This is a genomic window from Frigoribacterium sp. Leaf172 (genome assembly GCF_001424285.1).
Classification (GTDB): domain Bacteria; phylum Actinomycetota; class Actinomycetes; order Actinomycetales; family Microbacteriaceae; genus Frigoribacterium.
Genome location: NZ_LMPB01000007.1, coordinates 1 through 13,794, shown reverse-complemented (window position 1 = coordinate 13,794; position 13,794 = coordinate 1). Strand labels below are relative to the sequence as shown.

Sequence of the window (13,794 nt, the reverse complement as noted above, 5' to 3'; positions counted from 1 at the left end):
ACGGAGGTGAACGTGCAACCCCTGCGATGTCAGCTCGTCGTCGGGGCGCCCGTCGAGGGCTCCGCCGCGCCGTCGACGGCGACCCGTCCGTCGCCGAATCGGCGGTCGAGCACCTCGGCGCTGGCGGAGCCTGCGAGGAACCCGCGGAGGACGGTCACGAGCCCCGCGAGATCAGCGGCCGAGGCCCGGCCCTGCGCGACGTCCATCCCGGCGTCCACCGCTCGCACGTGGGGCATCAGGGCCCTGCCGTCGTCGGTCAGGCTGAGGACGACGGCCCGGCGGTCGTCGGGGCTGGTCTCGCGGGCGACCAGACCGCGACGGACCAGGGCGTCGACGATGCGACTCGGGCTGCCGGTCTCGCAGACGATGAGCTCGCCGAGCGCCTTCAGCGTCACGGGGCCGAAGTCGTCGAGCACCCCGACGACCTCGGCCTGCGACGGCGTCAGGCCGACCGGCGAGAGCGCGTCGGCCACCGCCCGATTTCCCTCGCGCTGCGCGGCGAGCACGAGGTAGCGCAGCTCGGAGGGGGCCAGAACGACTCGATGATCGCCAGAAGATGTCACGTCACGAGATTACCGGCTGCGATCGGCGGCGGACGCGCTGTCCGAAGACGCGGGGTCCGATGGCGCGGAGCACCGAGGGCAGCACGACGGTTCGGATCACGACGGCGTCGAGCGCGACGGCGATGGCGAGTCCGAGACCGATCTCGCGCACGATGCTGATCTGCCCGGTCATGAACGCCAGGAAGACCACGATCATGATCAGCGCCGCGCTGTTGATCATGGGGCGGGTCGCCCGCAGTCCTTCGCCGACGGCCGACCCGAAGTCCCCGCCCCGGGCGACCGTCTCGGCGATGCGGGCGATGATGATGACCATGTAGTCCATGCTCAGCCCGAACATGACGGCGAAGAGCAGCACCGGTGTCACCGAGTTCAGCGGCACGTCGCTGGTCGCCGACTGCACGAGCGTCAGGGCGCCGAGGCTCGCGCCCACGACGAGGGCGTTGAACGCGAGTGCCAGCAGGGCCAGCGTCACCGAGCGGAACGCCACGACGAGCAGCACGAAGGTCGCGACGAACACGAGCAGGGCGATCGTCGGCAGGGCGCCGATCAGCGTCTCGTCGAAGTCGAGTCCCTGCGCGGTGGCGCCGGCTACCGCGACCGTCGACGATGCGCCGAGCTCGTCGGGCAGATCCGCGCGGATCTCGCGGACGAGGTCGTGCGCCGCCACCGAGTCCGGTCCGTCGTCGGTGGTGACGAGGAGGCGCGCGACCGGTCCCGTCGACCCCTCCGTCCACAGCGCACCGAGCTCGGCCGGCGTCTCCCCGTCGGTCAGGAGCGCCGGGAGGGCGGCCGGGTCGATCCCGGCCGTGGCGACGCTGGTGACGGAGGCGACCTCGTCGTGCGACTCGAGGACGCGAGTGGCCGTCGTCACGTCGGCGACGAGCTCTTCGCGGGTGTCGGCCGAGACGACGACCTGCAACGGGAACAGGTCGTCGACGCCGATGCGTGCCGCGGCCACGTCGAGACCCACGCGCGCCGGGTCGTCGGGGGGCAGGACGGTGGCGCTGGCGACGGGGGACTGCAGGGACAGGCCGAGGGCCGGGGACGACACGGCGAGGAGCCCCGCGACGCCGACGAGGGCGACGATCGCCGAGATCGCCCGGGCAGGGGTGGCGCGTGTCGACGACGGACGCGCGGTCGAGGCGCGCCGCCCTCGCGTCGGGAGGGGGATGCGGCCCCAGTCGATGCGACGACCGAGCAGCCCGAGGATGGCGGGCAGGACGGTGTGGGTGAGCACGAGGGCCACGGCGGTGACGATCATCCCGCCGAGGGCGATGCTGGTGAACGCCATGACGCGCGGGACGAGCAGGGCCGAGAGGGCGACGATGACCGCCGCGCCCGAGAAGAGCACCGAGTGCCCGGCCCGCTGCATGGCGACGTCGACGGCGTCCCGGACGCTCAGCCCGCGGTCGAGCTCCTCGCGGAATCGCTTGACGATGAACAACGAGTAGTCGACGGACACCGCGAGGCCGATCATCGAGACGATGTTCGAGTACAGGTTCGAGACGTCGGTCTCGCGGGCGATGAGGTAGCCGACTCCGAGCGCGACGGCGAGGGACGACCCGGCGATCAGCAGGGGGACGATCGCCGCGGCCACCGAGCGGAAGACGATCAGCAGGACGATGATCAGCACGGGGAAGACGATCAGCTCGGCGCGGAGGGCGTCCTCCTTCGAGTGGGCGTTGAGCTGGTAGTCGAGGGCGGGCTGCCCGGTGACATACCCGTCGACCCCGTCGTCGAGCGCTTCGACCGCCTCCTGCAGGTCGGGTGTCAGATTCTGCGCCACCGTGTTGTCGCCGTCGAAGCCCGCGGCGATCACCACCGTCCGTCCGTCCGACGACGCGTAGTCCGGACGTTCGCGCGGAGTGGTCACGCTCGCGGCCCCGTTCTCGTGGAGGAGGGCCGAGGCGTCGTCGATCACTCCGGGGCCGATGGCCTCACCCGCATCGAGCACGACGACCACCTGGTTGGGGGAATCGCCGAAGTCCCGCTCGATGCCGGCCTGGGTGACGAGGGCTTCGGCCCGGGGCGCCGTGAAGCCGCCGCCGGACAGGGCGCCGTCGAGTTGGAGGGCGAGGGCGGCGAACACGGCGACCAGGATCACCCACGCGGTCAGGACGAGTCGGGGTGCTCGTCGGAGCGGACTGAGCGGTCGTGACATGGCGGTCTCCCGTCGGGCGTCGAAGGACGCCGGTAGATGATGGAACATGCATGTTGTATCACGCATCGCGTGACGAAGCGATTCGCGATCCCGATGCAATACATGATCTGACATTTGTTGTCGGGTCATGAATCTGACATTCTGGCTGCTGCCACAGCCCGGCACCGAACCGATCACCTCTCGAGGAGCCTCATGACCCTGCAGACCGACACCCCCGACGCCGCATCGCTCGATCGACGAACAGCCCCGCTGAGCGACGCCCGAGCGGCCGTGGCCGCCATCGCCCGCGGCGAGATGGTCGTCGTCGTCGACGACGAGCACCGCGAGAACGAGGGCGATCTGATCATCGCGGCCGATCACGTCACACCCCAGATCGTGAACTTCATGATCACCCACGGCCGTGGTCTCGTCTGCCTCGCCCTCGACGAGCGCCGCGCAGCCGAGCTCCGCCTCGACCCGATGGTCGAGCGGAACGAGGACCACCAGTCCACCGCGTTCACCGTCTCCATCGACGGCACCCCCGCCCACGGCGTCACGACGGGCATCTCGGCGTCGGAGCGCGCCACCACCATCCACCTGGCCGTCTCGGGCCACGCCGACGACCTCGCCCGTCCCGGCCATGTCTTCCCCCTCGTGGCCCGCCCGGGCGGTGTGCTCGAACGGCCCGGCCACACCGAGGCCTCCGTCGACCTGGCCCGGCTGGCCGGCTGCTCGTCCGCCGGGGTCATCGTCGAGATCATCGGCCCCGACGGCGAGATGCTCCGTCTCGACGCCCTCCGCGAGTTCGCCGCCCGGCACGGTCTCGTCCTGACGAGCATCGAGGCGCTGGTCCGCCTGCGGGCCGAGCAGGCCGCCGACTCCCCGGCCGAACGCGACTGATGCTCGCCCTGAGAGTCATCCGCGGGGCGACGCGTTCCGTCGTCTGGCGCATCGTCCGCCGCAGGATCGGCAGCGTCGAGGGTCTCGAGAACATCCCGCTCGACGGTCCGCTCGTCGTGGTGCCGAACCACGCCAGCTACTTCGATCACTTCGTCGTCCAGGTCGTCGTCCAGACGCTCCGCGGGCGGCCGGTGTGGTTCCTGACCAAACGCGAGAGCTTCGCCCGACGGTTCCCCCGGCTGTGGGCGACGGCCTGGTACGGCATCCCCGTCGACCGCGACGTCCCGGCGCCCGACACCCTGCGCGAGGTGCGTCGCGTGCTCACCTCGGGCGACGGGCTCTGCGTCTACCCGGAGGGGACCCGCGGCGACGGCGGTCCGCTCCGGGAGTTCAAGCCCGGCGCCTTCCGGTTCGCCCTCGCGCACGGCGCCCCGATCATCCCCGTCGGGCTGCACGGAACGGCCGACGTGCTCCGCAAGGGCGACCGGTGGTTCCGGCGCGGCCGGGTCGACGTCGTCATCGGTCGTCCGCTCCAGGTCGACGCGTCGGTGCCCAAGCCCCGGGCGGCCGAGGCGCTCGCCGGGTCGGGCCGCGACATCGTCGGGGCGCTCGTCGAGAGGGCCGGGCAGAACGCCCGTCGCCGCCGCGCGTCTGCCGCTCCCTCGGCCGCCGCCGCCGTCGACGCGTCCATCGTCCACGAACTCGGCGACGAGGGGGTCGTGGCCCCGTCGGTGCTGCGCCGCCTCCGCATGCTGACGACGGTGGTCGGCGTCGACGAGCGTCACGGCCTCGAGCTGCGGGTCCAGCGGGTCCGGCTCGCGGCGCTGCGGGCGGTGAACCGCCGCGGGCCGTCGCGTGTCGCGTCCGCCGTCGTGGTCGGGTTGCGCCTCGCGCGCCTCCGCCGTGAGGCGCCGGCGCACCCGCTCGTCAACTACCTGCTGGGCCGCTGGTGCCTCGCGATGCCGAGGGCGCTGGGCGGCGGTCCGGTCCGGGCGCTCGAGCACCTCGCGGTCGCCGCGACGGATCCCTCCGACCCGACCCGCTCCGCGCTCGCATCCGCCGAGGCGCATCGGCGTCTCGGCGACCCCGCCCGTGCGCTCGGTCAGCTGCGCAGGGTGGTGCTCGAGACACCGCACCGCCACCCGCACCACGCCTCGCGTGTGCGACGGGCCGAACGGCTGGCGGTCGAGCTGCAGGGGCCTGCCTCGTGAGACCCGTCGCGCACTCGGCCTCGCGCTCGATGCCGCATCCGCCCGAGGTCGTCCGGCGGGTCCTCGTCGAGGCGTCCACCGTCGCGGACTGGAACCCGGCGCTGTCGTCGGTCACCGCGCCTCCTGGTCCGGCCGTCGTGGGACGCGCCTACCCGATCCGCATCCGCGACCTGGTCGGAGGCCGCATCACGTACCTCGAGGTCGGTCCGACCCTGGTCGTCCACCGCCTCGTCGCCCCGGGGGTGGACGAGCAGGGCGAATGGCGGCTCGAGGAGGCGCGGGGCGGCACCGTCGTCACGCATCGCCTCGAGCACCGGGGGATCGTGCTCCGCGTCATGCACCGCGCCTTCGAGCCCGTCCCGGCCTGGCGGCTCGAGCGGCTCGCCGGGGTCCTCTCGACGATGGGTCGGACGTCGGGCTAGACGGGGGCGACGGCCACGGCGCTCGGCACGAACGAGACGAGCACGCTCGAGCCCACCGGTCGGCCGACCTCGGGGCGATGGTCGATGGCGAGCCGAGCGTCCGGCCCGGTGCGGACCGTCGTCCGCGAGACGGCGCCGCGGAACGACACCGACTCGACGACGCCCGCGACGCCATGCGGGTCGTCGGTGAAGACGACGTCCTCCGGGCGGACCCAGGCCCAGACGGCGCCGTCATCGGGCGATCCGACGGCGTCGAGCTCGCGGCAGCCCGGCAGGCGCACGCGACCGTCGACGACCTCGGCCCGCACCCGGTTGCTCGTCCCGACGAAGTCGGCGACGAACGCCGACGCGGGCTCGCGGTAGAGCTGCTCGGGGGTGCCGATCTGCTCGATCGAGCCGGCCCGCATGACGGCGACGCGGTCGGCCACCGCGAGGGCCTCCTCCTGGTCGTGGGTGACGAACAGGGTCGTGATCGAGAGCTCGCGTTGGATGCGTCGGATCTCGTCGCGCAGGTGCACGCGCACCTTCGCGTCGAGGGCGCTCAGCGGCTCGTCGAGCAGCAGGACCCGGGGCCGCGTGACGAGCGCCCGGGCGAGGGCGACCCGCTGCTGCTGACCGCCCGAGAGCTGGTGCGCGTAGCGCCCGCCGAGGTCGGCGAGACCCACGAGGTCGAGCATGGCGCGCGACCGGGCGAGGCGCTCGGCGCCGCCCACGCGACGCATGCGCAGGCCGAACTCGACGTTCTGCAGCACGGTCAGGTGCGGGAAGAGCGAGTACGCCTGGAACACCATGCCGACGTCGCGGCGGTGCGTGGGGACGTCGACGACGTCGTGGCCGTCGATGGTGATGCTGCCGCCGGTCACGCTCTCGAGGCCGGCGAGACCGCGCAGAGCGGTGGTCTTGCCGCAGCCGCTCGGTCCGAGCACCGCGACCAGCTCGCCCGGTCGCAGAGACAGCGAGATCCCGTCGAGGGCGCGGTGCCCGGAGAAGTCCTTGACGACCGAGCGGAACTCGACCGCAGCCCCCGCCTGCCGATCGATCCGGAGAGGGGCGGTGAGGGTGGCGGTCACGGGCGGGCCTTCCTGAGCGGTGCGGGGGAGATGACGGACGAACCGGGTCCGCGCGTGCCGACGCGTCCGATGACGACGAGCAGCACGAAGGCGAATCCCAGCGCGAGCAGGGCGAAGATGACCGCGGCGTACGGGTCGCTCCGCGACACCTGCACGAGGGCGGTCTGCAGGGTGACGCGGTTGAGCAGCGACGCGATGGTGAACTCCCCGAGCACGACGGCGACGGTGATGAACGCGGCGGCGAGCAGACCCCGTCGCAGGGTCGGCACGACCACGCGGGCGGCGATCCGGGGCCAGCCGGCGCCCAGGGTGCGTGCCGCCTCGGTGAGGGTGCGCAGGTCGGTGCCGGCGAGGTCGGACTGCACGGCACGGTAGGCGTAGGGCAGCACGGTGATGCCGTACGCGAGGGCGAGGGTCCAGGCGCCCGAGCCGGCGACGCGTGACACCGCCGAGTACACCGGGGCCAGCCCGACGACGAGCACGATGGCCGGCACGGTGATCGGCACGAGGCACACGAGCTCGAGCGGGCGGGCGAGTCGCGGGTACCGCAGGTGCACGAGCACCATGGCGGGCACGAGCAGCACGAGGACCAGCACGGCGGCGACGACGGCCAGCACGAGCGAGTTCGTCACGCCCTCGACGAGGTTGCGGTACGCGCGCTCGTTCTCGGGGTCGACGATCGCGAGCCAGTGGTTCAGGTCGTGGCCGCTCCCGTCGGCGCTCCGCAGCGAGAACGCGACCATGGCCGCGATCGGCACGGCGAAGACGAGCCCGATCAGGCCGAGCGCGACACGGCGGGCGGTCGCCGACGACGCGGTCATCGCTGCCACCGCTCGGTCCGCCGCTGCAGCAGCGAGTACAGCGACATCAGCACGACCATGACGACGACCATGCCGAGAGCCAGGGCTCCGGCGACGTTCTCCCGACCGAGCACGGTCTCGCTGACCAGCGCGGCGCGGATCTGCAGCGGCACGATCTGGGCGCCCTGACTGATGATCGCCGCCGCCGTGGCGTACGACGAGAAGGCGTTCGCGAACAGCAGCAGCAGGCTGCCGACGAATGCGGGCGCGAGCACGGGCACCACGACGCGGGCGAAGTGCTGCCGCCGCGTGCCGCCGAGCGTCGCCACCGCCTCCTGCCATTGCGGTCTCAGTCCGGTGACGGCCGGCATGAACGTGATCACCATGAGCGGCACCTGGAAGTAGATGTAGGGCAGCAGGAGCCCGGGCACCTGATAGAACCAGACGCCGTCCGCGAAGATGTCCACGCCGAAGCGGGTCAGCAGCAGCTGGGTGACGACGCCCTGGATGCCGATGGTGGCGGTGAATGCGAACGCGAGCATGACGCCGCCGAACTGGGCGAGCACGCTGGCCGCCGAGTCGACGAGGCCGCGGACGAGTCCGTCGGGGCGGAGGGCGGTGAGGCCCCAGCAGGCGACGGCGCCGACCACCGCGCCGACCACCGCCGTCACGCCCGACACGAGGGCCGAGCTGCCGAACGCGCGCAGCACGCCGGGTTCGCCGAGCACGGCGATGCCGTCGAAGGTGAACCGGCCGTCTCCGTCGACGAAGCCGGTGCCGAGCGCCAGCAGGCACGGCAGCACCAGGAAGGCGAGCACGTAGAGGGCGAACGGGGTCAGCCCCCACCACGCCGGCGGACGGCGCCGACCCCCGGGGGAGCCGACGCCGTCGGAGGTCGAGGAGGCGCGGGTCGTCGACCCGGCCCTCCTCGCCACGGTCGTCACGGTCAGCCGATCACGGCTGCCCAGCGCTCGGCCAGGACCGCCGAGGCGGCCTCGGTCTGCTCGCTGGTGAACTGCACGGTGTCGGCGGGCTGCTCGCCGACGGCGTCGAGGGCGGCCTGGTCGACGGTGCCGGCCTCGACCATGGCGTCGAGGCGCACGGGGTAGGCGCCGGCGGCGAGGTACAGGTTCTGGGCGGTGTCGCCCATGATGAACTCCTGCCAGAGGCGCGCGGCCGCGGGGTGCGGGGCGTCGATGTTGATGGCCTGGTTGTAGTAGCTGGCCAGGGCGGTGCCGGGCAGCACGGCCGTCTTCCAGTCGCGTCCGCCCGCGTCGGCTGCGGCGGCGAGGTTGTTGTAGCTCCAGTCGAAGACGACCGGGGTCTCGCCCGAGGCGATGGTGGCGGGCGTCGGGTCGGTGGGCAGGAAGTTCCCGGCGTCGTTCAGCTCGCCGAAGAAGTCGACTCCGGCGGTGATGTCGTCGACGCTGCCGCCGTCCTGCAGGGCGGCCCATTGGACGGCCGCGGCGGCGGCGCCGGCCTGGGTCGGGTCGCCGTTCAGTGCGACCTTGCCCGTGTAGTCGTCGCCGAGCAGGTCGTCGAGGCTCGTGGGCTCGGGGACGGCGTCGGCGTCGTAGCCGATCGACATCAGACCGGTGTAGTCGTAGACCCACCGGCCGTCGGCGTCCTTGCGGTCGTCGGCTATGTCGTCCCAGGTGGCCACCTTGTACGGGGCGAACCGGTCGAGGTTCGCGAGGGTCACGGCCGAGCCGAGGTCGAAGACGTCGGGGGCGCCGTCCTGACCCTTCAGGTTCTGCGCCGCGGTGATCTCCTCGGCGCTCGAGACGTCGGGGTTGTCCGAGTTGACGGTGATGTCGTACTCGTCCTCGAACGCGTCGATGATCTTCCCGTAGTTCGCCCACGTGTCGGGGAGGGCGATCACGTTGAGCTCGCCCTCGGCCTCGGCGGCGTCGACGAGCGCGTCCATGCCGCCGAGGTCCTGCGCGCTGGTCGCCGTGGCGGCGTCGGTGTCGCCCGCCGCGCCTCCTGAGGTCCCGGCGTCGGCGGCCGAGCAGGCGGTGAGACCCAGGGCGAGGGCGGCGACGGTGGCGGCTCCGGCGAGGTGGCGCGTGGCGAGCATCGAGATCCTTCGGGTGCGGGGCCCCGGCCCGTCGCGGGGATGCGACGAGGGGTGCCGGTGGGCCCACGAGGACGGTAGGGAGGCGCGGCGACGTCCCGGGTCCCGGCGGGCGTCTCCGAGGTGAACGGCAGACGTCGTGACGTCGCGCATCACGACCCGTAGCATTAGATATACGAAATCCTCTGGTAATATTTGACGCATCGTCATCGAGTCAGGTCGATCACGTCAGCAGGGGAGCCCAGAACGCATGAGAAGCAGAACCGTGATCCGTGTCGCGGCCGTAGCCGTCGCCACGGCGACCGTCCTCACCGGGATCGTCGACGTGTCGGCCGCAGCCGTCGCCGAGGGCGGCTCGCCGGTCGACCTCTCGGGTCGGACGCCCGTCGTCATCGCCTCCGAATCCACCCGCCTCGTCGGGCCCCTCGCGATCATCCAGACCGAGACGAGCGCCTTCGGTCTCCGAGCCGATGCCGACACGATGCGCACCGGCGGCGGCGGAACCCTCGCCGAGGCGCAGGCCGAGGCCGACGACTGGTCGGTGCCGGCGGTCGGTGAGGTCGGCCCGGTTCATGGTGTCGGCGACAAGGCGGACCGCTGTCTGACCAAGGCCTCGCCCGGTGACGGCACCGTCACGATCTCGAGCTGCGACTCCTCGCCCCGGCAGGACTGGCAGTGGACCGACACGACGGAGAGACAGGGCTTCTCGACGGCGCTCTCGCCGTCGAGCGCGACGGCACGGGCGATCGCACCACGGGGTGCGGGCACCTACGTGCACGCCGTCGACGGTGGCACCTACAAGCGGCCGATGGCCCTCGACGGCGCTATGAGACCCGAACGGGAGATCACCGCGTCGGCCGACGTGGATGCGATCGAGCGCTCCGCGGTCGTCTCGGGGGTCGCCTCGACGGGGTCGACGGTGTCGATCGGCAACGAGTCGGTCGTCGTCGGCGACACCGGCGAGTACACGCTCACGCTGACGGGTCTCGAGGTGGGCGTCACCTCCGTCGTGGTCACCCAGACCCTGCCGAGCGGCGCGGTGCACGGCACGGCGACGCTCGATGTCGAGGTCCCCGCGGCCTCCGGCGAGTTCACCATCGTCGAGCTCCCGTCGACGGAGATCCCCCGGGGCCGGGACAGCACGGTGACGGCGCAGGTAGAGACGACCGCCGAGCTGACGACGATGGACTCCACGGTCACCCTCACGGCGCCGGCGGGCACGACGTTCGCCTCGGCCGATGATCGGGCGGTCGCCTACCTGCGGCCCGGCGACGACGACTGGCGCGAGTCGGCCTATCTGCGCCTGACCCGCGGCACCCCGTCGAGCGACGCGACGTCCGTCACATACGACGCCGACACCCCGGCCAGCGGCTTCCGTCTGCCCGCCGGGTCCCGCCTGCGGTTCGAGTCCGTCGTCCGCGTCCCCTTCGGCACCGCCGACCTCGGCGCCCTCGGCCTCGTCCACTCCGGCACGGCGAACAGCGGCGACTTCCACGTCTTCGGCCGGGCCGCTCTGACGTTCGTCGACCGCTACCGCGACGGCACCCTCGACGACCTCGTCGACGGCGACCGCTTCACCCCCGGCGAGGTCGAGTTCACCGGCACCGGGTTCCCCGGGGCGACCGTGACCATCGCGCCCGCCTCGGGGGCCCCCGTGTCGACCGAGGTCCGACCCGACGGCACCTGGCGTGCCGTCCGCTACCTGGGCAACGGCGCGTACACGCTGTCGGTGTCTCACACCTCCGGCGAGGGCGAGAACACGATCGGGCCGATCAGACTGTTCTCGAGCACGGTCGCCGAGGACGACTTCACCCTGACGTCCCCTGCAGGCGGCGATGGTCACGCGGCCCAGGGATGGGTGACCTTCTCGGGCACCGGGACGACCTGGTCGCGGGTGTCGATCGCCGACGACTCCGAGATCGCCCCGGCGACCGCGACGGTGCAGTACGACGGTTCGTGGACGGCGCGACGCTGGGTCGGCACCGAGCCGACGACCTTCACCGTGACGTCGTCGCGAGCGGACGTCGAGAACGGCTCCGCCACCGTCGCCTTCAACACGGGCGTCGGCGATCGGCCCTTCACGTTCGACAGCCACACCGACGGCGGGACCTTCACGCCCGGTCCGATCACCTTCTCGGGCACCGGCTCCACCGGCGACACGGTCACGCTGACCGCACCCGGCCTGGCCCCGCTGGAGGCGCGGGTCGACGTCGCCGGTCGGTGGTCGCTGCAGAGGTGGCTCGGCAACGGGTCGATCGCCTTCACGGCGACCCACACGACGACGGGCGGCGAGTCGTCCGAGCAGCAGCTCCGGCTCTACTCCGACCAGGTGCCGCAGGGCGAGCTGGTCGTCTCGACCCCGGTCGACGGCACCGTCCATGAGCAGGCGGGCTGGGTGACCTTCACCGGCACCGGCACGACCTGGTCCCGCGTCGCGATCGACGACGGCTCCGGTGCGGCCCCCTCCGGGGCGACCGTCCAGTACGACGGCTCGTGGACCGTCCGGCGATGGATCGAGGCCGGGCCCGTCACGGTCACGGTGACCAGCGGCCGAGCCGACGTCGAGAACGGCCGCCACGAGATCCGCCTCGTGGCCGACCGGTGAGTGCTCGGGCACCCGCCGCCGCGCCTCCTCGACATCCTCCTCGCTCCACCCCTCCTTCGGCGTGCCGCCCGGCCCGCCGCCGCACGACAGAACGGATCATCATGCGCCGCAAGCTCCTCATCACCTCCGCCGGCATCGGTCTCGCCCTGCTGACCCTCACCGGCTGCACCGGCGGCACGACCGAGGCCGAGAAGTCCACCCCGACCCCCGCCTCCTCGGAGTCCGCCTCGGCGTCGGCCTCGGAGTTCCCGAAGCCGACCGGCGAGTGCATCGACGGCGTCGCGACCTTCGTCGACAACGACACCGAGTTCGCACTGCCCGACGGCTGCGAGACGGTCGACATCATCGGCGCCGGCAACACCATCACGCTCGGCCCCGTCACGAACCTGATCGTCGAGAGCGACGGCAACACCATCGACGTCGACTCCGTCGAGACGATCACCAACCTGTCGTTCGGCAACACGGTCACCCACGGCGGCGACGCCCCCGAGGTGCCCACCGGAGCCGACGACATCGAGGTCGGTTCCCGATGACCCGGACCCGACGCCCCTCCCCCCACACGCCGTCGGTCGACGGCCAGAACGAAGGAAGCAACCGCTCCATGACGAAGAAGAAGAACACACCGGCGCAGCGCGTCGGCGCCGCGGCCCTCGCGACGGCGACCGTCGTCTCCGGGCTCGCATTCGGGCCCGGGGCCGTCGCGGCACCAGCCTCGGACCAGAACGGCACCTCCGCCGGGTCACCGTCGGTCTCATCATCCGCAGAGAGCACCCGTCTCGTGGGACCGCTCGCGATCGTGGTCTCGGAGACCGTCGCCTACGGTCTGCGGGCGGACGCCGATACCATGCGGACGTTGTCGGCGGGCAACCTCGAACATGCACAGGCAGAAGCCGATTACTGGTCGGTGCCGGCGGTCGGAGAGGTCGGCCCCGTGCGTGGAGTCGGAGAGGATTCGGAGCGCTGCCTCCTCAAGTCGGGGACACCGACGAACGCGGGAATCGTGCTGATGGCGACGTGCGATGGTTCTGCTGCGCAGAACTGGCAGTGGACTGACATCACCACGATGCAGGGGTTCTCGAAGGGTCTCTCACCCGCCGCCGAGACCTCCCGGGCGATCGGCAGTCGAGGCGCCGGCAGCTTCGTGCACGCAGTCACCGGCAGCTTCAGACACCCCATGGCGCTCGACGACGCGATGAAGGCGGAGCGTGAGCTGACGGCGTCGGCGACCGGCGTCCCCGGCCAGATCTCCGGTGTCGGGACCACCGGCGCGACGGTGTCCGCCCGAGGCGAGTCCGTCGTCGTCTCCGACGACGGCACGTACACGCTGTCGCTGCCGGGGCTCTCGACCGCACCCACGTCGGTGGAGGTCACGCAGACGCTGCCGAACGGCGACGTGCAGGACACCGTCGACGTCGAGGTGACGGGCACCGGTCCTCTCGCTCCCGTCGAGATGGCTCCGGTCGAGGTGGCGCGTGGCGGTGAGCGTGCCGTGACCTTCGAGGCGAAGGTCGCCGACGAGCTGCTCAGCCGGCCCGCCGCCGAGGTGACGCTCACCGCCCCGGAGGGCATGACCTTCGCCGAGGGTCAGGACGAGATCACCGGCGCCTACATCCGCGACGGCCGGCCGTCCCCTGGCGGAATGCAGTTGACCGCCGGCGAGCGGTCGGCGCACGGTCGCACGTACACCTACACCTGGGACACCGTGGCGAACGGCGCGACCGGGTGGCAGAGCCCCCAGGACGAGATCCTCCGGTGGCAGATCGCCGTCGTCACGCCCTCGGATGCGGCCGACGTCGACGGCAACACGATGGGCTACTCGCTCGTCGGCACGAGCACGCAGGGCGCGTTCGAGGCCACCGGCGCCGCACCGGTGTCGGTCGTCGACGAGTTCGGCACCATCACCGGCGTCGAGGTCGCCCCGACGGTGCTCCAGCGCGGCGAGGACACCGCGGTGTCGTTCGTGGTGGAGAACACCGAGGCCCGTTCGGCACTCAACCCGACGGTGA

At 72.1% G+C, this 13,794-nt stretch carries 12 protein-coding genes; 6 read left to right on the top strand and 6 right to left on the bottom strand.

Annotated elements, in window-relative coordinates:
- Positions 1-29: 29 nt before the first annotated feature.
- Positions 30-563, bottom strand: coding sequence for a MarR family winged helix-turn-helix transcriptional regulator (locus ASF89_RS15080; protein ID WP_200937203.1), 534 nt, complete (start codon positions 561-563; stop codon positions 30-32).
- Position 564: 1 nt separating this feature from the next.
- Positions 565-2,724 (bottom strand): MMPL family transporter, encoded by a 2,160-nt coding sequence (locus ASF89_RS15075; RefSeq protein ID WP_156463452.1) that lies wholly within the window; start codon positions 2,722-2,724, stop codon positions 565-567.
- Between the two features lie 192 nt (positions 2,725-2,916).
- On the opposite strand from ASF89_RS15075, the gene ribB reads away from it, so the two are divergent.
- The 3 genes from ribB to ASF89_RS15060 are packed head-to-tail and all read left to right on the top strand — an operon-like array spanning position 2,917 to position 5,236.
- Positions 2,917-3,603 (top strand): 3,4-dihydroxy-2-butanone-4-phosphate synthase, encoded by a 687-nt coding sequence (gene ribB / locus ASF89_RS15070; RefSeq protein ID WP_055801832.1) that lies wholly within the window; start codon positions 2,917-2,919, stop codon positions 3,601-3,603.
- Complete coding sequence (locus tag ASF89_RS15065; RefSeq protein ID WP_055816365.1) at positions 3,603-4,814, top strand: lysophospholipid acyltransferase family protein; 1,212 nt, start codon at positions 3,603-3,605, stop codon at positions 4,812-4,814. The genes ribB and ASF89_RS15065 overlap by 1 nt, the downstream gene beginning before the upstream one ends.
- Positions 4,811-5,236 carry an SRPBCC family protein gene (locus ASF89_RS15060; protein WP_055816362.1) on the top strand — a complete coding sequence of 142 codons (426 nt, stop codon included), beginning with the start codon at positions 4,811-4,813 and terminating at the stop codon, positions 5,234-5,236. Before ASF89_RS15065 ends, ASF89_RS15060 begins: the two co-directional genes overlap by 4 nt.
- Here ASF89_RS15060 and ASF89_RS15055 read toward each other — a convergent pair.
- The 4 genes from ASF89_RS15055 to ASF89_RS15040 are packed head-to-tail and all read right to left on the bottom strand — an operon-like array spanning position 5,233 to position 9,186.
- On the bottom strand, positions 5,233-6,306 hold the full coding sequence (locus ASF89_RS15055) for an ABC transporter ATP-binding protein (RefSeq protein WP_055816359.1): 1,074 nt from the start codon (positions 6,304-6,306) through the stop codon (positions 5,233-5,235). The genes ASF89_RS15060 and ASF89_RS15055 overlap by 4 nt on opposite strands.
- Positions 6,303-7,127 carry an ABC transporter permease gene (locus tag ASF89_RS15050; protein ID WP_055816355.1) on the bottom strand — a complete coding sequence of 275 codons (825 nt, stop codon included), beginning with the start codon at positions 7,125-7,127 and terminating at the stop codon, positions 6,303-6,305. Before ASF89_RS15050 ends, ASF89_RS15055 begins: the two co-directional genes overlap by 4 nt.
- The gene (locus ASF89_RS15045) at positions 7,124-8,050 is read right to left on the bottom strand and encodes an ABC transporter permease (protein WP_369814565.1); all 927 of its coding nucleotides are present in this window, start codon (positions 8,048-8,050) and stop codon (positions 7,124-7,126) included. The genes ASF89_RS15050 and ASF89_RS15045 overlap by 4 nt, the downstream gene beginning before the upstream one ends.
- A 2-nt stretch (positions 8,051-8,052) precedes the next feature.
- On the bottom strand, positions 8,053-9,186 hold the full coding sequence (locus ASF89_RS15040) for an ABC transporter substrate-binding protein (RefSeq protein ID WP_055801848.1): 1,134 nt from the start codon (positions 9,184-9,186) through the stop codon (positions 8,053-8,055).
- 262 nt (positions 9,187-9,448) lie between these two features.
- On the opposite strand from ASF89_RS15040, the gene ASF89_RS15035 reads away from it, so the two are divergent.
- The 3 genes from ASF89_RS15035 to ASF89_RS15025 all read left to right on the top strand — a co-directional run.
- Positions 9,449-11,788: a hypothetical protein gene (locus ASF89_RS15035; RefSeq protein ID WP_055816353.1), complete on the top strand. Its 2,340-nt coding sequence runs from the start codon at positions 9,449-9,451 to the stop codon at positions 11,786-11,788.
- Positions 11,789-11,889: 101 nt separating this feature from the next.
- Complete coding sequence (locus tag ASF89_RS15030) at positions 11,890-12,321, top strand: DUF3060 domain-containing protein (RefSeq protein ID WP_055816350.1); 432 nt, start codon at positions 11,890-11,892, stop codon at positions 12,319-12,321.
- Positions 12,322-12,389: 68 nt separating this feature from the next.
- A partial coding sequence (locus tag ASF89_RS15025; protein WP_156463450.1) for a hypothetical protein occupies positions 12,390-13,794 on the top strand: 1,405 nt, incomplete at its 3' end.